At 54.1% G+C, this 20,104-nt stretch carries 14 protein-coding genes and 2 pseudogenes; 7 read left to right on the forward strand and 9 right to left on the reverse strand.

Annotated elements, in window-relative coordinates; all coding sequences use genetic code 11:
* Window positions 1–15 precede the first annotated feature (15 nt).
* The 3 genes from ACFKSJ_RS01685 (at window position 16) to ACFKSJ_RS01695 (ending at window position 1,986) form a co-directional block, all read left to right on the forward strand.
* Window positions 16–594 (forward strand): class I SAM-dependent methyltransferase, encoded by a 579-nt coding sequence (locus ACFKSJ_RS01685; protein WP_440950544.1) that lies wholly within the window; start codon window positions 16–18, stop codon window positions 592–594.
* 383 nt (window positions 595–977) lie between these two features.
* Window positions 978–1,205, forward strand: coding sequence for a DUF2769 domain-containing protein (locus tag ACFKSJ_RS01690; protein ID WP_440950545.1), 228 nt, complete (start codon window positions 978–980; stop codon window positions 1,203–1,205).
* A complete protein-coding gene (locus tag ACFKSJ_RS01695; protein ID WP_440950546.1) occupies window positions 1,153–1,986 on the forward strand; it encodes an NAD(P)H-dependent oxidoreductase in 834 nt (277 codons plus the stop codon). The genes ACFKSJ_RS01690 and ACFKSJ_RS01695 overlap by 53 nt, the downstream gene beginning before the upstream one ends.
* Before the next feature lie 65 nt (window positions 1,987–2,051).
* Here ACFKSJ_RS01695 and ACFKSJ_RS01700 read toward each other — a convergent pair whose 3' ends face one another.
* Together ACFKSJ_RS01700 and ACFKSJ_RS01705 are read right to left on the reverse strand one after the other, a co-directional pair.
* A complete protein-coding gene (locus tag ACFKSJ_RS01700; RefSeq protein WP_440950547.1) occupies window positions 2,052–3,179 on the reverse strand; it encodes a hypothetical protein in 1,128 nt (375 codons plus the stop codon).
* Window positions 3,180–3,305: 126 nt separating this feature from the next.
* Entirely contained in the window at window positions 3,306–3,605 is a 300-nt protein-coding gene (locus tag ACFKSJ_RS01705; RefSeq protein ID WP_440950548.1) for a DUF3795 domain-containing protein, read from the reverse strand.
* A 367-nt stretch (window positions 3,606–3,972) separates the two neighbouring features.
* Here ACFKSJ_RS01705 and ACFKSJ_RS01710 point away from each other — a divergent pair, with 367 nt between their 5' ends.
* Window positions 3,973–5,979: an SMP-30/gluconolactonase/LRE family protein gene (locus ACFKSJ_RS01710; RefSeq protein WP_440950549.1), complete on the forward strand. Its 2,007-nt coding sequence runs from the start codon at window positions 3,973–3,975 to the stop codon at window positions 5,977–5,979.
* 204 nt (window positions 5,980–6,183) lie between these two features.
* On the opposite strand, the gene ACFKSJ_RS01715 is transcribed toward ACFKSJ_RS01710, so the two are convergent.
* The 6 genes and pseudogenes from ACFKSJ_RS01715 to ACFKSJ_RS01740 all read right to left on the reverse strand — a co-directional run bounded on the left by ACFKSJ_RS01715 (window position 6,184) and on the right by ACFKSJ_RS01740 (window position 13,476).
* On the reverse strand, window positions 6,184–7,032 hold the full coding sequence (locus tag ACFKSJ_RS01715; protein WP_440950550.1) for a DUF6159 family protein: 849 nt from the start codon (window positions 7,030–7,032) through the stop codon (window positions 6,184–6,186).
* A 109-nt stretch (window positions 7,033–7,141) separates the two neighbouring features.
* Window positions 7,142–8,158: pseudogene (locus tag ACFKSJ_RS01720) on the reverse strand (PKD domain-containing protein); the annotation flags it as partial.
* A 453-nt stretch (window positions 8,159–8,611) separates the two neighbouring features.
* A pseudogene (locus ACFKSJ_RS01725) lies at window positions 8,612–10,075 on the reverse strand (PKD domain-containing protein); the annotation flags it as partial.
* A 387-nt stretch (window positions 10,076–10,462) separates the two neighbouring features.
* The gene (locus ACFKSJ_RS01730; protein WP_440950551.1) at window positions 10,463–11,293 is read right to left on the reverse strand and encodes an SDR family NAD(P)-dependent oxidoreductase; all 831 of its coding nucleotides are present in this window, start codon (window positions 11,291–11,293) and stop codon (window positions 10,463–10,465) included.
* Between the two features lie 10 nt (window positions 11,294–11,303).
* Complete coding sequence (locus tag ACFKSJ_RS01735) at window positions 11,304–12,110, reverse strand: acetoacetate decarboxylase family protein (RefSeq protein WP_440950552.1); 807 nt, start codon at window positions 12,108–12,110, stop codon at window positions 11,304–11,306.
* 124 nt (window positions 12,111–12,234) lie between these two features.
* Window positions 12,235–13,476 carry a hypothetical protein gene (locus ACFKSJ_RS01740; protein ID WP_440950553.1) on the reverse strand — a complete coding sequence of 414 codons (1,242 nt, stop codon included), beginning with the start codon at window positions 13,474–13,476 and terminating at the stop codon, window positions 12,235–12,237.
* 249 nt (window positions 13,477–13,725) lie between these two features.
* Between ACFKSJ_RS01740 and ACFKSJ_RS01745 the strand changes: the two genes are divergently transcribed.
* Both ACFKSJ_RS01745 and ACFKSJ_RS01750 read left to right on the forward strand, forming a co-directional pair.
* Window positions 13,726–14,520: a phosphotransferase family protein gene (locus ACFKSJ_RS01745; protein WP_440950554.1), complete on the forward strand. Its 795-nt coding sequence runs from the start codon at window positions 13,726–13,728 to the stop codon at window positions 14,518–14,520.
* Window positions 14,521–14,809: 289 nt separating this feature from the next.
* Window positions 14,810–16,294 (forward strand): ATP-dependent nuclease, encoded by a 1,485-nt coding sequence (locus ACFKSJ_RS01750; RefSeq protein WP_440950555.1) that lies wholly within the window; start codon window positions 14,810–14,812, stop codon window positions 16,292–16,294.
* 641 nt (window positions 16,295–16,935) lie between these two features.
* On the opposite strand, the gene ACFKSJ_RS01755 is transcribed toward ACFKSJ_RS01750, so the two are convergent.
* A complete protein-coding gene (locus ACFKSJ_RS01755) occupies window positions 16,936–17,889 on the reverse strand; it encodes a hypothetical protein (protein ID WP_440950556.1) in 954 nt (317 codons plus the stop codon).
* 217 nt (window positions 17,890–18,106) lie between these two features.
* Between ACFKSJ_RS01755 and ACFKSJ_RS01760 the strand changes: the two genes are divergently transcribed.
* Window positions 18,107–19,726: a hypothetical protein gene (locus ACFKSJ_RS01760; RefSeq protein ID WP_440950557.1), complete on the forward strand. Its 1,620-nt coding sequence runs from the start codon at window positions 18,107–18,109 to the stop codon at window positions 19,724–19,726.
* Window positions 19,727–20,104 lie beyond the last annotated feature (378 nt).

Raw genomic sequence — 20,104 nt, forward strand, 5'->3', positions numbered from 1 at the left:
TCATTACCGTGCAGTATGGATCTCTTTGAGGAGGCATATCACGGAACTCCGCCGTGGGACATCGGGCGGGCGCAGAGGGAGGTCATGGCCCTCGAGGAATCGGGGCAGATCACCGGCGACGTGCTGGACGTGGGGTGCGGGACCGGGGAGAATGCCCTGTTCCTGGCCGGTCGCGGCCACACCGTATGGGGGGTGGACTCGGCACCGAGTGCGATCGGGATCGCCCGGAAGAAGGCGCAGGACCGGGGCATCGCCGTAACATTCCTGGTGCATGATACCCTCGACCTGCACGGGATTGGCAGGACATTCGACACCGTCATCGACTCCGGCCTGTTCCATACCCTTTCAGACCTCGAACGGCCTCGTTTCGTCCAGAGCATAGCAGAGATCCTGAAATCCGGAGGGACCTACTACATGCTCGCCTTCAGCGAGCTCGAGCCGGCCGGATACGGCCCCCGCCGGGTCACAGGAGAGGAGATCCGTGCTGCCTTCTCCGACGGGTGGAGGATCAACGAGATCAGGGCTGCGGTCTTTGAGAGCAGGACACGGGCTGACCGGACGAGGGCATGGCTGTCATCGATCACCAGGGTATGACGTCACTTCGGCATCATATCGAGAGATGGGCGTAGGCCCCCCGGTGGTGTCCGGTCTCCATGATCCCCTCCTGGTGAGCATGACCGTTCAGGGTTGTCCGCCCTGACGAGTTCGATCAGGCAGTACTGGTCGGGCAACCCTTCCGGCTTTTCAAAGAACGTATCCGCCAGCCGGCGCCGTTCTCCCGGTGCGGGAATGACGGGGCCGGAGCAGAAGACCACCCGTTCCTGCACTGGTTTTCAACGTACTGGAATACTATCCGGCTATGAAAGGACAGGATACGCCCACGACCCCACCGTCAAAGATAACCCCTGCAATCGGGTGACGAGATCTTTTGCAAAGTTTTAAAATCAACAGGGGCGATTCAGGGGAGGGGAAGCACCATGGATCGGATGAAAGCAGGTGAACGCTGTTTATGCAGGATGTGCCCGAGCTACGTGAAGTGCGAAGAGGAGATCGCCTTCTGCCTTTCTGCGGGGGGAAGGAGTGCCTGCATAACAGAAGAGAAGGGCTGTCTCTGTCCGGGATGCCCGGTTCTGGATGAGATGGGATTTCAGCATGTCTACTACTGTGTCAGAGGAAGCGAGAACGACCAGCACCGAACCGGGTAAAGCCTGGAGATGCAATGTCTGCGGATTCATCTGGAAGGGGGACGCTCCCCCGGAGGAATGTCCGCAGTGCTCCAGCACCGGCCGCGAGTATTCGGACCTGGCAGTCCAGAAGAAGCTGAAATATGACGGGGAGAAGTTCGACGTCCTGCTGATCAACGGCAGCAATCACCGTGCGAACAACACGGGCTTTATGATCGACCTGGTGGAGGAGGTGCTGAAGGAGAGAGGGGTGAGTTACCGGCGCTATAACCTGAATGAATTCCATATCAATCATTGCTGGTGCTGCTACACCATGCGGGACAATGCCTGCAGTTATCCGTGCAGGGACCAGCTCGATGACATGCCGGCATTCCACGAGATGATCGTCGCGTCGAAAGCTGTCATTGTCGGCTCTCCGATAAACTGGAACAATATGGCCGCCCGGCTGAAGGATTTTCTCGACCGGTTGACCTCTCTTCAGAACCGCTACCAGCTGAAAAAACCGGGGCTGACTGAGGGGAAGGTGGTCGGGATCACGGTATCCGGCCATGAGGACGGGGCGTCAAAAGCGGCCATGGATATCTACCTGTACTTCCAGCAGATGGGATACCTCCTCGCACCGTTCGGGATCTCGTACCGGACTCACGGCGCACAGTTCAACACCAACACAGATTCGGAGTATGTGAGGAACGACCCGCTCGTCCTCGTCAAGGTCAAAGGGATGGCGCATAACGTCGTGGAACTGATGAACCTCGGTCTTGAGGAGAAGTTGAAGGGAAGGCTGATCCCGGTTGCAGAGTGAAGGGATTCCTATCTGAAATCCTTCTTAGGGGGAACGCTTCGCCCTTTTGTCGGTCGACGTCCGGCCTATTCACCTGCACCATCAGGGTTGTCCGCCCTGACGAGTTCGATCAGGCAGTACTGGTACGGCAACCCTTCCGGATTTTCAAAGAACGTATCCGCCAGCCGGTTGTAGATCTCATCGATGAGCCCGGGATCTTCGAACGACAGCCCGACCCTGATCGACGACTCGCTCCAGGCCCGGACGACCCGTGCGAGCGAGTGGGCCAGCCGGCGCCGTTCCTCCGGATTCTCAAGGGTATCCTGCATCCGCCCGAAATAGGCGCAGGGGACGGTGATCGCATCGATGCCCTTCAGAGCGAAGTGCCGCCTGACGATCTCCTCGTCGAGGACGCTCTTCATCTCGTCAGGCGTGGCAAAGTAATCGGGTATGAAGATGGCCCGCAGCTCTTCGTCTGAAAGCCGGCCTTCCCGGTGGAGCGAGCAGCAGACATCCCGGAGGTTGTCGTATCCAGCCGATGCCGGCCATCGGTCGGCACCGAGACTGGTCAGGCTGGCCAGGAACACGATCCCTCCGTCGACCAGTTCGCGTGAGCGCTCGTGGAAGAAGATCCGCCAGTCGTGCTTCCATCGTTCGACGAACCTCCCGCACTCGGCCCCGGACAGCTGGTTCGCCTGGATGCAGGTGGGGTGCTGGAAGAGATCGGGGTCGACGGTCTTCGTGTCCAGCCAGTGGAGTGCGGTGGAGGAGAAGCCGATGTTCACCCTCCCGGCCAGTTCTGGAAACGGTTCGTAGAACGAGCGCTGGATATACTCGGCCTCGACATGGTCCAGTGTCGAGAGGTGCGAGCCCTCCCAGAACAGATCGAACGAGGCCGGGTCGGCGATATCGACGTACACCAGCCTGATGCTTCTGGAAGGATGTACCTCCCTGATATACCTGACGATCCTCTCGAAGAGGCGGCTCGAATTCACGCCGTCGGCTGCTCCGTAATCTGCGATAACAAACGGCGTTTCGGCGGGCATGCCGGCTATGGTCTGCCGTATCGACTCGAGATAGGAGACGATCCGTGGAAGAACAAACCGATCGACCGCCCTGGCGGTGTCCGAGATCTGGCTGTAGTCCCGCGTCATGCTGGGTCTGTAACGCCGGGACGCCGGGAGCGTATGGTTGTTGCCTGGCATGGGGATCATCTCTCGAAGTGGGGTACCCCTCGATCAGTACCACCTTGGGATCAAGTCAGGCAAATAGGTATGCCCGACCTTTCCGGGGGATCCGGAGACGCTCGAACGATCCCGGTTCACCGTTCCTCTCGACGGTTATCTCCTCGCCCGGAGTGCCTGTTCCATCTGAAGCAGCACGGCCTCGGCCTGCTCCTCGCTCACGTTCGGATCCTTAAACCGGGTGAACCGCTCGCAGAGCAGGTCCGGACACGTGCCGCAGTGCGGGAGGTTCCGCTCGTTCACGCAGCAGTCGTAGACCGGGCAGCACTCCACGCCGGCGTAGGCCGTCCAGAACGGTTTTCCCTTCGTTGCCTCGCAGCCCGGGCACTCGTCTCCGAGATGGTCGCACCTGCTGCAGGAATACCCGCAGACCGTCTCGATCGTATCTCTTGCCATACTACGGTATCTCCTGCGAGGGGTGATAGCCTTTACGAATCTTCACCGCGGTGCGGACGGACCGGCCGGCACCGGGTTCTGCTGCAGGATCACCGCGACCGGGGGCCGCCGTGATCCTTTTTTCCTGATGATCGTCGGCTCCGGCACGTTGGCAGCAGACGTACATCAGATGGTGTCACAAAACCTGAACCTATCTGAACTCTGCTGACCAATTATGGAGTCCCCTGGTCGATGATCGCTCATGTGATCGATGATATGGCGGCCGATACGGGTTCTGATGGCACGGCACACCACCACCCTGCGGGATAGAATAGAGCAGTATTTATCCTGATAATCAACAATTAAGAAGTAATCAAGGTGATTTTGGATGAAATCCACGTATTTTTTATATTTTTTCTGCGCCCTGCTCCTCCTCTGTTGCAGCGTCCAGGCCGTTTCGGTCGAAGGTGGGTACGCCTATATCACGCAATGGGGCAGTCATGGTCCGGAAGCCGGGCAGTTCAACCAGCCCTATGGAATCGCAGTTGACAGCTCTGGCAATGTTTACGTCGTAGACACGGGCAATAACTGGATCCAGAAGTTCGATGCATCCGGCACATTTCTTCAAAAATGGGGCGATTATGGCTCGGGAGACGGACAGTTCAACATGCCCTATGATGTCGCGGTGGACAGCGCCGGCAACGTCTATGTCGCCGACCAGAATAACCACCGGATCCAGAAGTTCACTTCGACCGGTGGCTACATCACGCAATGGGGCACGAAAGGCTCAGGGGACGGACAGTTCGACCAGCCATGTAGTATCGCGGTGGACGGCAGAGGAAAGGTCTATATCGCTGACTGGGGCAACGACCGGGTCCAGATATTCACTTCAACCGGTGGATACCTCACACAATGGGGCGGTTCCGGCTCGGGAGACGGGCAGTTCGACGGTCTCAATGGAATTGCGATAGACAGCACCGGCAATGTCTATATCACTGACGCGTACAACTACCGGATCCAGAAGTTCAATTCGACCGGTGGCTACCTCATGCAATGGGGCACGAAAGGCTCGGAAGCCGGGCAGTTCGACACTCCCGAGGGTGTTGCGGTGGATAGCGCCGGCACCGTCTACGTGGCCGACTATGGCAACCGGGTCCAGACGTTCACGTCAACCGGTAACTACATCAGGCAATGGGGCACGAAAGGCTCGGGGAACGGACAGTTCAACAATCCCTTCGGTATGGCAGTGGACAGCGCCGGCAACGTCTATGTCACGGACGTGTACAACAACCGGGTCCAGAAGTTCACATCGGCCGGCACGTTCATCACGCAATGGGGAAGTTCTGAGCTGGAAGACGGGCAGTTCAACATGCCCTATGGTGATGCCGTGGACAGCACCGGCAATGTCTACGTTGCAGACACAGGTAATAACCGGATCCAGAAGTTCACCGCGAACGGCACCTTTGTCAGCACATGGGGTCGTGAAGGCTCAGGGGACGGACAGTTCAACATGCCCTATGGTGTCGCCGTCGACAGTGCCGACAACGTCTACATCGCCGATTTGAATAACCACCGGATCCAGAAGTTCGATTCGACCGGCGGCTACCTGACGCAATGGGGCAGGTACGGCTCGGGGAACGGACAGTTCGACCAGCCCTGTGGTGTCGCGGTGGATCGCTTCGGCATCGTCTATGTCACTGACTGGGGCAACGACCGGGTCCAGGTGTTCACCCCGGCCGGTGGCTACCTGACGCAATGGGGCGGATCCGGTTCGGGAGACGGGCAGTTCGACGGTCCGAACGGAATTGCGCTGGACAGCACCGGCAATGTCTATGTCACTGACTGGGGCAACTACCGGGTCCAGAAGTTCACGTCGACCGGTGGCTACCTGATGCAATGGGGCAGTTCCGGCTCGGAAGCCGGGCAGTTCGGCTACTCACAGGGTGTCGCCGTGGACAGGGAGAGCAATGTCTATGTCTCTGACAGTAGTAACCACCGGATCCAGAAGTTCGATCAAAACGGTACATTCATCACGAAATGGGGCAGTTTTGGTTCAGGAGACGGGCAGTTCAACGGTCCCTTTGGTGTTGCCCTGGACAGTGCCGGCAACGTCTATGTCACGAACGTGAACAGCAACAGGGTCCAGAAGTTCGCTCCCGCTGGCTCGACCCCGGTGGTGATCGTCCCGGACGGGTCCGCCGTCCCGCACGATCTCAACCATGACGGGCTTTATGAGGACGTCAATGGCAACGAAGCCCTCGACTTCAACGACGTGACCCTCTTCTTCAACCAGATGGACTGGATCGCCGCGAACGAGCCAGCCGCCGGCTTTGACTTCAACAGGAACGGCCAGGTCGATTTCAATGATATCGTCATGCTGTTCAACGAGATGTAGGGATTGAGGGTTTCTCTCAGTTCTTTTTTCCAGACTCTGCCCGACCGGCACCGTGGTCCTGGTGGAATGTGTACGCATGCATCACCCCTTCATCGGTCGACGTCCAGCCAGCCGTATTCGCCGGGGACGAAAACCCCATTACGAAATCTGCCAGGAACCTGATTCAGTCATCAGGCAACGCACACCTGTCAGGAAAAAAAGAATTTAGATATTTCCACTGAACATCTGAACCCGTGGAGCAAAGGCCCCTTCCACCACTTCACGGTTGAAGGAGGCCGGCACCTGACCGGTCTTTGCATAGATGTACAGTGCCACCACAAAGATCCCCTGCATCGCCGAGGCAAGGATGGCAAGGATCGCCACGAGCACGATGAAGAGGGAGACTGCTGCATAGATGACGAGGATGTTGTTCAGCATCAGGCTGGCAAGCACGAGTAAGAACCCGACGATGCCGATGGCAACAAAGACAAGCCCGATGGAGAGGCTGCCGACAGCGCTCTCCCCCCAGGTCTTCTTAAACAGATCGAGCGACCCCTTGATTGCATCGAACACGCCTTTCTCCTCAAAGATCAGCACCGGGACGACGAACATCGTGACAAGACTCCAGACTCCGCCGACCAGTCCTGCGGCGATCTGCCCGAGCGTCCCTGCCCGGTCTTCGATCAGGTGGAGGATCACACCCACCGTGGCGGCGATGATCGCCCATGCGAGTATGGAGCCAAGGTGCGTGCCGGCCGCGGAGAGCCCTTCCCTGATCGTCATTGTGTTCCCCTGCATTTGTGCGTGGACACAGCTGATCAGACCGACATTGAAGAAGATCACGACAAAGGAACTGACGAGGTAGAACAGGAACAGGAGGATGATCCCGCCGACCGAATTGGTCGCAAGGGAGAGTGCGCCTGCCGAGAAGATCAGCGGCAGGATGAACGTGGCGATCACAATCAGCATGACGACCCCTGACATGATCGGAAATGCGAGGAGTTTCTTGTCCTCCATCAGGATGCGCCAGCTCATTTTGACGAGTTCAATACTGCGCGAAATGCGTTCGAACATAGTGTTCGTTTGGAGTTGCGGGGAAAAGGGTTTTGGCTTTTGCATCGACCACGAAACCCGGAGAGACCGTCTACCGGGACACGGGGTATTTCGGTGTGAAACCCTACACTGCCGGCATCGTCACCGGGATCGTCTTGTTGGAAGAACCGGCTGCACTGGTCGCGACCTGTCTGATCGTATAGGCGCCGGCCTTCCAGTAGGTGTACCGGAATGTTCGATACGCCGTGGTCGTGCCGTCCCCGAGGTCGTACCGGACCGAGGTCGCGTTCACCGAGGTGTCAGTGACCTGGATGTCGAACGAGCCGGGACCACCGGTGGTGACCGTGAAGTTCGCCGCCGGCAGGTTCTGCCCGGTCGGTTGGGGGGTCACGGTGGGGATGACCGGGTCGGTGACGTTGATGTACTCATCGGCCGTCTTCACCTGCGTGCCGTTCGACCCGATCGCATGGAGGGAGACGGTGTACCGGCTGGCTGCGTCGTAGACATGCACCGGGTTCCGGTCGAAGGAGGTCGCCCCGTCGCCGAACTGCCAGTAGAAGTACTGGACCGAGCCGGTCGTCGACTCGTTGAACTGTACCGCCAGCGGGGAGAGGCCGGCCGTCACGTTCGCCGAGAATCCGACCGTCGGCGGGTCGGTGACGGTGATATATCCGGGCTTCTGTGTGTAGACGCTGCCGTAATCGGCACCGGAGGCGACCAGCGTCACGGTGTAGGAGCCGGGCTGCGAGTAGGTGTGGACCGGGTTCTGCTCGGTCGAGGTCTGCCCGTCGCCGAACTGCCACTGGTACCCGCTCGCCCCGGTCGACTGGTCGGTGAACTGCACGGTGAACGGTGTCCGGCCGGCGGTCGCGTTGGCCGTGAAGTTCGCCACCGGCACGGTGTTGACGATGATACACCGGTACTGGACGGCGGTGTCGCTCGCCAGGTCGTTCGAGGCGGTCAGGGCCACGGTGTAGGCACCGGTCTGGTTATAGACGTGGGTCGGGCTCTGCTCGTCGGAGGTCGTGCCGTCCCCGAAGTCCCAGTGCCAGGCGGTCGGCGAGCCGGTCGACTGGTCCAGGAACCGGACCGAATACGGGGCCTGGCCGACGTGGCCGAAGGCGTAGAAGCCGGCGGTGACGGCCGGCGTTGGCACCGGTGCTGGGGCCGCGACGACGACCTGATCCACCCAGCCGGCATCGCTGCCACTCGCGACAAAGGCGTCTTTCGCATAGACCCAGGCGAGGGTGTGCGGGCCGGATGGGATCAAGAGGTCGTGCTGGACCCAGTCGACCTCTCCGGTGATCGCGGCCGACTCGACACCATCCACCAGGAGGCGGAGCATGTCGTAATCGGTCTCACTCGAGACCTTCCACCAGAACGAGACGCTGGCGGGGCCCGTGACCGAGGTCGAGAGGCTCGAACTGGCCGAATCGTAGATCGCACCCGACCGGGCCGCGTCCTGGCCGTCGTGCGTCACCGCATGGTCGACGGTCCACACCGCGTCCGTATCCGTAGTCCAGGTGAGTGTCGGGGCTTCGACCGCATCGCCGAGCTCGGAGGTGCTCCTCACGGTGATCACCCTGGAGACCGGGCCCGACGACTGGCCGGTCGCGTTTCCGATGGTCAGGTTCACCGTATAGGTGCCGGCAGCGGTGTAGGTGTGGGTCGGGCTCTGGTCGGTCGAGGTGGTGCCGTCACCGAAGTTCCAGGACCACGACGTCGGCAGGCCCGTCGAGGTGTCCTCGAACCGGAATGCGAGCGAATAATAGCCGGAGGTCCGTGTCGCCGTGAAGTCGGCTGTCAGGGAGGGCGCGTACCAGGAGCTGAGCGCGAGGTTCGCCCCGATGCCGGCCGGACTCTCGGCGTACTGGGGGTGCTCGGCTTCGTTGTCATGCGCCTTCGCATACGCGAATGCCTCCCGCATCGAGACCGTCCCGTCGTTGATCGCGTCGGCGTCGACCGCCTTCCCGCTCTTGTCATGGCCAGCGACTGCAGAGATCCAGAGGGTGCTGAAGGTATCAGCCCATGAATACTCGAACGCGCTGGCTGCGGTCGCGATCACCCTCTCCTGGCCCGAGAGTCCGGGGATGATGTCGTCGACGAACCCGCCGCTGTAACACTGCTCCATGGTGATCATGACAGGAACGGTCGACGGCACTTTGTCGACCTCGGCTGCAAATCTGTCGTCGGTGATATACGTCCAGTCCCAGAGGTTCAGGACGACGTTCGTCCCCTGCTGGGGATCGTCTTCCGGGCCGCCGTGGTCTGTCGTGAAGATGAAGACCTGGTCCCCGGCCCCCAGGGTGGTCTGGAGGGTGGTAAAGACAGCGGTGATGTTCTCCTTCGTCGCCGCATACCCGACATCGTCGTCACCGTCGCCGTCCAGGTCGGGGTCGGACGAGATGTACCCGTCATCATAGGTATGCTGGTCGAGGCCCGGATCCGCCCCGTCGGCCATCAGGACGTAGATATGGTCGTCCTGATATCCGTACTCGTTCACGAGGGTCCTGTACATGAACGAGACGTCGCCATAGTAGCGCTCCCAGTTGTTGTAGGGGTTCGCCCCGCCGCTGATGAGCACGGCATAGGAGTGGTTGGTATCCGTGCACGGAGGGAGTATACCGCCAATGCCGCGAGACACTATCCGGCCCGGTCCCTCTGCCGGTCTGGCCTCCGAAACAGAGCCCGCCACCATCGTCCACTCCTGGAGCGCTCTGGGAGGTCCGTTCGCCTTCTTCACGGTGACCGTGCCGGTCATGTCGACGTGGACGTACCGGCATGGGTGCGCCCAGCCCGCCATCGGCGCATCGTCGATGAAGAAGAGCCACCCCTCCCGCTCCGGCAGGACGACGGTGCCGTACATGGCGGTGATGGTGGTGCCGGCGGGGACCGGCGCCGGGTCCGCATAGACCCACGTACCTTCCGTGTTCCCATCCAGCACGTGCGAGAGGACGGCAGTGTACGCGTCGTCCTGCGACAGGGTCATCCCCTGCGCAGCCCCGACGAGGCCGATAAGGGCGATCATTACTATGAGCAGGGAATACCGGGACGTCTGTGGCATGTATCGTTTCAACCTCACCTGTCGTCTTTGATGATTACGCGGTAGTGCGTCGATGACAATTTACCGCACGTTCGATCAGTTGATCAGAGATATCGGCGTCCCCATAGTTATAGCCAGACTTCTGAAGATCGAAGGTGAAACCCCCCTCAGCGCCCTGGGACGAACAGGCCCCGCGTCTTTTCAGAGGTGGTTGAAGAGCCGGACGATGCCGGCGAAGTCGACCCGCGAAGCTGGGGAGTGGGCGATTCAGAGAAAACGAAGAAGAGATGAGGGCCAGCGGGGTGCCTGTGGGGGTATCTCACTGCGTCTCTTAGATAGTGTGTCTGGTGGAGATGGTCGACGGCACCAAGCCGGTTGCCGCGACCGCCGGCCCTGCCGCGGCTCTCCTCACCCCTGCATGTCCAGCATGTCGTCCGGGATCCCGAGGTACGGAACCCCGCTCTCCCAGCCGGCATTACGGCGCCGTGCATATTCCAGCATGAACTTCTCCTTAAGGGCGGGATTTTCCTCAAGGCGCTCGTACATCTTTTTGGCAAACTCCGGGAAGATGATGATCCCGTCCTTCTGTGCAACACCGGCAAGGATGATCGCTGCTGCTTCGTCTGCCGGGATAGCCTCTTTTGGGACCTCGGTGCCGGCAAAGATCGCGGTCGCGACATTGGCCGGACAGACGGTGGTGAACGCGATGCCCTTCTCTGCAAACTCGTACCGCAGCGCCTCGGTCATGCCCGTGACAGCATACTTGGTGGCGCAGTACACGGCCTGGGCAGGCGGTGCGATGATACCGGCAAGGGATGAGGTGTTCACGATATGCCCGCTTCCCTGCGCAAGCATGACCGGCAGGGCATAGTGGACGCCGTAGACGACTCCCCAGAGATTGAGGTCGATCGCCTTCTTCCACATCTCAAGCGTGAGGTGGACGCTGGGGTGCGTCATGCCGATGCCGGCGTTGTTGAAGAGGTAGTCGAGCCGGCCGGACTCCCGGACGCAGGTCTCGATCATCCTCTTCACCTCGTCGGCAACGGTCACGTCCACGGCCGCGAACCTCGCGTTCTTATACGCGGCAAGGGACGCCCTCGCCTTCTCCACACTCTCCTGCCGGCTGCCGATCACCCAGACCGTTGCGCCGCGTTTCAACAACTCTTCCGATACTGCGTAGCCGATACCGGAGGTGCCCCCGGTCACGACTGCGACCTTTCCTGCAAAAACTTCTGTCATTGTTCTTACCTCACGGGAGCGACCGTGCAAGGTCCATGCGCATCGTGCTCGTACCCTTCCTGAACGACCCGGACAGGTAGTCGTTCACCGGGAGTGCGGCGAGCGCGGCGATGATGTCGCACTGCGTCGGGTGCTGCCGGCGTGCCGGGACGGTCCACGTCACCGTGCCGCTGCACGCGTACGCCGAGGAGAACGTGTTGTCCACCGGGTAGTACGTCGCCTCGGAGAGGGCGGGGCCCGGGTACGGACCGACTCTGGGGATGTACCGCCAGCCGAACTGGACCACTCTGCCGTTGTCCGCGTTGATCCCCGCCAGTGCGTCTCCGGAGAACGCCGGCCCGAGGACGAGCTCCATCTCAAAGAACGTGCGCCCCTCGTGGCTCGCGTTCACCGAGAGGCTGTCGCCGTTCCGCCGGTACTCGGGGATATCGGCGAAGATCTTGGGCATGCCTGCCTCTTCGCGTCCGCCAAGAATAGGCTCGCACTTGTCTTCCCAGATGACGAGGTGGTAGATCCCGTCGATGGGCTGCTTTCCTGCCATGTACTGCACGGGCACCGAGACGGTGACGAGCGAGTACTGCGACCCGCCCATCCACCGCACGCCGCTGCACTTCTCGTACATGACCATGACGAGCGGCCGGGTGATCGAGAACTCCTCCGGTACATACTGCCGGAGTGTCTCTTCATCGGTCAGGTAGCTGACCTCGAGGGTCGTGCAGTCATCGTACGGACTCACTCCCCCGCCGGACGGGGGCCATTGCCGGAAATGGGCCGGCATGCGGCGCGTCAATCCGTCATCCCTGGTGCTGATGCGCATTCCTGTCGTCTCCCAAAAAATCTGATCAGCTCTCCTTTAGAAGATCACCCTATATCTCAGTTTACATTTGACTTTTTCAATGCCGGCGAGGAGATCTGGCCGGGGAAAATGGTTTTCCTGTTTTTCACTCCGCCGCGGGCAGGGTGCCAAGTATGTACGCGAGGAGGAAGAGGAGCAGGCCGTTGAAGAAGAGGATCGTTGCCGTGACCATGCCGGGGATGAGCCCCGGCAGGAGCATGGAGGTGCCGAAGAGGATCCCGATGATATTGAGTGCGGTCTGGGTGACGAGCAGGTTCCGCAGCGGTGCCGGAAGCGCGACCGGCTGGGCCGGGGCGTCTCTCATCTGCAGCACCATCGGGATAACCCGGCCGGCAAGGAGGACGAGGCTGCCGATGAGATTGAGGAGACCGAGCAGGACGCGGAGCAGGTCGGTGAGGACTCCCGGCACGATGCAGGAGTAGACTCCCATGGCGACAAAGGCGAGGCCGATCGTGACGATCAGCCACGAGCGCCTGAACGGTCCAAGGGGCGTCTCGCCCATCGCAAGGATCTGGACGGCCATGATGACGAGCAGAAGCCCGAGCTGGCCGTCGGGCGAGAACGGGAGGATGCCAAGGTTGACCGGGACGAGCAAGATGGCGAGCAGCGCCAGGAGCACGCCGAGGAAGATGAGCAGCGCGGTCGTGAACGGGAAGGAGACCTCCCGGACAAGGAAGACCTGGCCCGCTTTCTCCTGGTTCTCACCGGCCGGCCCGGGCTGCTCTGGAAATTCCTTGCCGACGACGTCGATGCACCATGCAAGGTAGATGAGGGCCGCTCCATCGATGATGAGGAGGACGGCAGTGAGCAGGTCGGTCGTGAAGGAGGGGATGAGGGTGACCAGGCCGAGCAGGAACGCCATGAGGTACACGAGAGCGCAGGCAACGGTGAGGTGCCGGAGGATGCCGGGGACACTGAACCAGAGGGCGGCCTTCTCTTTGTGGAGGAAGAGCTGGAGCAGGAGGACCGCACCCCCGAGCATGAGGATGGCGCCGACCAGTATCCGGACGATATTGGAGAGGAGGCCGGGGATGAAGCAGGCGAGCATCCCGGTGATGCCGGCCGCGATCCCGATGATGATGACGAGCCATGTCCGGCGGAGATCCCCGAGCGGGGTCTTGCCCATCGTGATGACCTGCAGCGCGACGATGACGAGGAAGAGGCCGTAGGTGCTGTCCGGGGCATAGGGGAGTGCGCCGGTCGTGATGGGGAAGAGGAGGAGGCCGAAGAGGCCCATGAATATTCCAAGGACGAGCAGGATCACGGACTCGAGCGTGAAGTCGAATTCATCGGTACGTGCCGGGGCCTGGGCGGTTTCGTCTGTCATAAGGGGGGAATCTCCGGATTTTTTTGGTACGCCGGTGTGCCGGCCGTCATCCTGTCTATCAGGGAATACTTGTACCGGTTCTATTTGTGGGTTTTGAAATGATCCCGTCCGGACGGATGCGTCCCCGAGGGCCCGGGACGGCACCCCGTGCCGGCGGATCCCCCCGCTTCAGATCGAAGTCTTTAGCATGCCCGGGGTGTACTAGTCATTTATAGCCGGATCTTCCGGAACACACAGGCGGTAATTCCCATGGCTGACACAGATCCAGGTACTTCCAGAAACGCAGCGCCAGAGAACGATGACGAGTTTAAGAAACGCTATGGCGAACAGGTCGGCAGCGGGATGTCCGCGGTGGTCTATGCCCGCGACGGCATCGCGGCAAAGGTCTACCGGGCCGGCCAGCCTTCACGACAGGTGTTCCAGGAGGCGTTTACCCTGGCTGCCGTGGCAGAGCATGGCATCCCGGCCCCAAAAGTCTATGGTGTCGAGACGTTCCATGGCAGGACCACGCTCCTGATGGACCTGGTGAAGGGCGAATCCCTCATGGACATCATGACGCGGTCACCGGAGAGGACCGGCGAGTGTATCGATAAAGTGGTGGAGCTCCAGGTTGCGATGCACAAGGTGGTCTCATCCCACTTTCGCCCGATCAAGCTGGTCCTCATGGGGAACATCCTGGCGGCCCCCGGGCTTGACGATGCGGATCGGGAGCGGTTGATTCCCCTGCTCTCGACCCTCCCGGACGGCCTTGCCGTCCTCCACGGGGACTTCCACGGCGGCAACATCCTCTTTGACGGCTCATCGTACATGATAATCGACTGGGCGGAGGTGGCCCTCGGGGACCCGGCAGCGGATGTCGCCCGAAGCTACATGGACTACCTCTTCATGGACAGGAAGGACCTGAGCGAGATGCACCTTGCGAAGTACTGTGCCGGTACGGGCATTTCGAAGGAGCAGGTCCTCGCGTGGCTGCCGGTCATGGCAGGGTCGCTGTACGGGTTCCTCTCTGAGGATGCACAGAGGATCCTCCGCCCGCTCTTCTGAGAGACGGACGCGTTATTCAGGCCTGCACCCGGCCGGCTGGGTGCCGGTGGGGGGTTTCAATCCGTCTTATTAGATTGTGTGATCTGGTGGAGATGGTCGACGGCGACAAAGCCGGCCGCCACGATCGCTGATATGGGCACAATCCCCAGTCCCGCCCAACCGCTACGACCGCCGGCCCTATCATAGCGATGTCGACCAGGGCGACAGCACACTCCTGCATGATCGAGATGATGGGCGGGCCGGCAGGTTATGATACAGGAAATAATGCGATTACGACGAGAGGTGAATCTTGACCTTTACTGAAGTAAATATAATGGAATCAGATGAAATAAAAAAAATCCGAGAAAAATTTCAAGAAAGGAAAAATTGGCCTCAATTTTTGGAATCAATAAAGATCTCTGGGATAAGAGGTTGGACTGGAGAAACAGTCGAATTTAGATTCCCAATAGTTGCCATTGCCGGAGAAAATGGAAGTGGAAAAAGTACTATCTTGAGAGCTGCGGCAAGTGCATATAAGAATAAAGATGAATTAGCAACATACTACCCTGGTATCTTTTTTATGGATACTCATTGGGAAAAAATCCAAGGGGTCACTCTCACATATTTAATTAGAAATTGGGAGAAATATCGGGAAGTAAAAATAACAAGAGTTACATCAAGATGGCGATTTCCTAGTTCAAAAAGCAGACCAGAGAGATTTGTCTGGTTCTCGGACATTTCACGATTACTTCCACTAGATGCAACAATAGGATATGCGAAAATTGCGAAGCTAACCGCTCGCGAAGCATCTAGTGAAGAAATCACAAATGAGTATCGTAGCTGGTATTCCTTTACATTGGGGCATAAATATTCAAAAGCCAGATTTGCAAAGTCGGATGTAAATACTGATTATGAAGTGGGAATATTAGAACGTGAGTTTGGTGAAATGTCCCAATTCCATCAGGGTACAGGAGAAGCAACTGTATTAGACCTGTTTAAAATATTTCAAATAATCCCTGATTATTCATTGTTGATTATCGATGAGATTGAAAGCTCGCTACACCCAAAAGCACAACGACGTCTTATTCGCTTTTTGTTATATTTATGCAGACAAAAAAAACTACAAATTATTCTTTCAACACACAGCCCATACATCTTGAAAGAACTACCTCGTGAAGCGAGAGTATTATTAATGCCAGGAACTTCCGAAATTAATGTACTCTATGGAATAACATCTGAATTTGCATTAAGTCGACTTGACGAAAAGGATCATACAGAACTCTATATATTCACTGAAGATAGGGAATCAAAGATTTGGCTCCGCGAGATTATTTCAACATTAGAAGACTGTTCTGGTGTTTTATCAAGAATATCAATCAATGGAGTTGGCCCTGCAAATGCTGTCCAATTATTAGGACGGTTGAGCCATGAAAGAAAATTGCCCTATAATTCTTTATCAGTTGTTGATGGTGACATGGATGAAAGCCCGGGATGTATCAAATTACCAGGATCTGAATCACCTGAAAAAGTAATTTTCAAAGATTTAAAGGTTTTAAATTGGCCAAATTTGCCAGAACGATTTGGCATTGGTGCAGGGACACTCTATAGTTATTTGGAGGAAGCGATACTCGATCCTGATCCACATAACTGGTCAAAAAATGTTGGGGATAAGGTCAGAAAAAGCGCTAATAGCGTATGGGAAATTTTATCAAAAGAATGGTGTGATAATTGTCTTGCTCCAATAGAAAGGGATAGAATAACTCAAAAAATCATCGAGGCATTGCCGATTAATTAATAATTTATTTGCTCTATTGAAACCCTCTAAAAAAATACCCCTGTACCCTCCTCTACATCATTATTATTGGCAGCAGATTTGTGTATTTTGAAGAGTCTCAACAAAGCCTATTAATCTTTTATTCCGTCCATCAGTGAGAGCCTTTGCAAAACCTCAATCACCTCTACCCTCTCAATCTCCCTCGCATCCTGCTCTTCAGCATTTGAAGCCAAGTTGATGTAGTTGCGCATAGCAACAGTATCAGTGTGCTCTAGGGATAGCGTGATCCGGACGATCTGATCAAGGCCGGCCGGTCGACCGATCAGATGTTCGGTGTCACTGCCCCCATCGTGGTGGGAAGCGTCGCCGTTGTTGTCGACGAGGTGTAGCCGGCTCTATCGGAAGGTTGCAGAGTACGAGGCTGGGGAGGATCTAGAACTGTTACATAGGAGTATATTCTATAGCAGGATTTTTTCAAGGCTTCTTCTTGTTTATGATGGTGTGAAAGTCTCCGTCTGGTTCATCCAAATATAATAAAAAGGATTTTCGAATTGTTGTCATCTCAAATCCTATTCATTCCTCCAAACTCCGAATGCGGATCACCTTATGGGTATGACAAAGGATTTTTGGTCTTTTTTGTGACAAATTCCTAATAAAGCAGTTTACTTAGGGACTGAGATTATTGAAATCACCAGATAAATTACTACCAAGAATAGCAGGAGTATCAGGAGATAGTATAATGCTGAATAATCCACGGGATTTTTAAAAAGTCTGGGTAGTCTGGGGCCAGATAAATCTACCATTATATCAGGATATTTTGTGGAAATCCATCCTCTTGATACTAGCAGATAGGAAATTACAGCAGTATTTGTTACCGCAGTTATTGACAGACTAGTAATATTATTGGATATTCCAGACCAAAAATAAATTTCCATAATTAATGCAATTATCCCCAAAAAAAAACCTACACAAATCGAGGTTTTATCGTTGGAGGTCATCGAATTGTGAAAACTAACCTCCAAGAGTTTGTACAATTCTGTATTTTGGATATTTATTTGATAGAAAAAAATACTATTTCTAATTATTACTCCTTCAGTATCGCTCGATATGATTGAAGGTAATTCATCACTACCATTTTTAGAAATCTTTGAGGTAACTCTGGTCACGTAATTCTTTGCGAATGTTAATGTGATGAACCGGCTAGATGAAGCTGGGAGAAGGAACTGCAACACATTTTGAGATGGGTCGATTTGGCTAAATTCCTTAAAATATTCAAGGAATATTATATTTTTTTCTCTGGGTCGGATTTCTTTCTTAAATTCGATAATCAGCGACCGAGGGTTATTAGAGTTGAAACCTTGTGCATGGCTTTGTGATAATTCCCTCTGACAATCTGGATTGTCACCCCAATCAGAAAATATAAGGTTTTTTCCAGTTGAGTCTTTAATCTTTAATTTGATTTTGATGTCGCAGATATCAATATAAATCGAATTAATGATTTTATTTGACTTATTTATAAAAGTGATTTCGTCGATACATTTCACCAAAAAAGGGTTTTCGAATTCAAAGGTATTTCTGATTTGAGGTATATCAATTTCTGCAATTTCTAATGGCATCAACAACTCCTGAACAATAATAAATAAAGAACTATTTACTAATGTTTTTCTCTTGAAGAACGGATAATATCGTTATAGGATCATGCTGCGAGATTTTCATATGTACCGATGATTTTGTGGTTCCTTTCGCAAATGATCACCAAGTTAACGAACGATAATTAACTTGGGTTCCAATCTTGTGAAAGAAATGAGAATTACTATAACCTTTGAAAAATGAATGGATTGTATTCCAATGAATCCAGATCCCTTTATCCGTAGTATTCATGATTCTCGAAGATCCACGATTCTCGAAAAATTTCCAACACTTGATAATAACACACGAATCCCGTTATTTTTTGGAAGATATCTATTCAATAGGCCTGAAAAGTTTTACTCCAGAGAAATTTTTAATCAGGCAATCCAGGTTTATTCTGATTTTTTTAATAAATATCAAGATGATCTTCTCAACTTTTTAAGGAATGAATCTCGTGAGATGAACTTAGCAAATCGAAATTTATCTGAGATAAATTTGCTTCCGATTCATGATATTAAACTCCCAGATGATCAAATTGAATTAATCAATTTTTGTGATTATTTTATACTGCCAAATTATCTCAGACTTATTGAAGGGGTATACCGTATAGTAATCAATCCAATTGTAGCATTTGTTCAACTTGAGAAAAATAATCCGATATTGTATCTAGAACTCAACGGTCGTTTAGAAAACCTTAACAAAAAATTCTCAGATTTTTGTCCATTTTCAAATATTATCCGAAATGGAATTGCACATGGAGGCGTTATTTACGGAAATAACAATGTTACATTCATTGATAAAAAGGGAAATGAGGAAGATTATTTAATTGGACAATTCATTGCAGAATTTGACGATCTGCTAGATTTCTGCAATGCGATGATGTTGGCATATCTTACATTTTATTATTCAAATCACATAATTCTCAAGAATAATAGAACCTTGTTACCATCATCGTTTCTTTTTGAAGAAATAAAAGAGGAATTATCAGCTCCCGGCTGGGAAGTACGGGGTTGCATTGAATCAGAAATTTACAAAAAGGAAAGCCAATTGAATATCTATATCGGCGACTCCATTTTAAGCCAAATACGTTTTCTATTTTACTTAATTGGGACTATCAAAGGTGTCTATAAATTTACTCCGTTCTTTGGAAAGGAATATTCAAGGTATTTTTTTAGTTTTTCATCAAAATACTATCCAAAAGGATTCGCAGCAGTTAATAAAACAAAAATTCAAATTTCAGAAAAAGAGGGATTCGATGATACTTCAATTATTATAAATGCAATAGAATTCCCGTTAATTCATCATAAAAATAATATATTTTTTCGCTTGTTGGGGAGAATGGTCATTATTTTCAATGGTGTTATCTCTAATATTTCTATAATTTTGGAAAATCAGCGAGTTATTAATGATGGTTTTGCCATGGAACCAAGATCCGGCCAAATATTTAGATATCGATTGGGGGTTACAATAAAATTGAGTCTTGTGATTAAACCGAATGGAAAAGACCTTGAAACAATTATTCGGAAAGAATTTAGGAAACTAATAAATGAATCAATAAAATACGGGAGAAATTTAACTCCAATTTATTGCATTGAAAAATATTTGCCGGTTTCATTGATTCACATCAATGTGATGTCTGAAGATTTTCGGGAAAGAAAACTTAAATCTTCAGGTCTTATTCCGGAATTAATCTGCACAATTGAGCAGTATAGAAAGAAACCAGAAAAAAAAAACGTTGACATTGTCACAGGTATACCAGAAATAATTGGGGATGTAAGAATTGTTTGGAATAATCGATCTGGATATCCAAAGACGAAGCAATAAGAATTATATCTAATTTTTTTTATCAGAATCTGTTTATTAGAGTGTTTCTTTGTATAAGCCTTGTTGAGTGGTTTGATGATTTAGAGGATGGAGATCGCCTGCAGGCGTGGAAGACGTTGCGCGGTGATCGAGGAGCCAGTCGAGATGGAATAAGGTTCCTGGTTGATCATGTTCTCGTTTATTACCTGCTTAATTCTCGATAATCACCAGGATCCGTTCTCATCAAAGTCAAGTGAATTGATTTGGCCACTGTAGGTCTTGCATATTATATACTCTATCGCGAGGAAGGTGATGTCAATCAGGGCCTCAAGGACCAAGCGGACCCGTACCCCGAGCGCCGGCATGCATCAATGATAAAGTACAGAAAATACCCCACCC

Source organism: Methanosphaerula subterraneus (genome assembly GCF_052055875.1).
GTDB lineage: Archaea > Halobacteriota > Methanomicrobia > Methanomicrobiales > Methanospirillaceae > Methanosphaerula > Methanosphaerula subterraneus.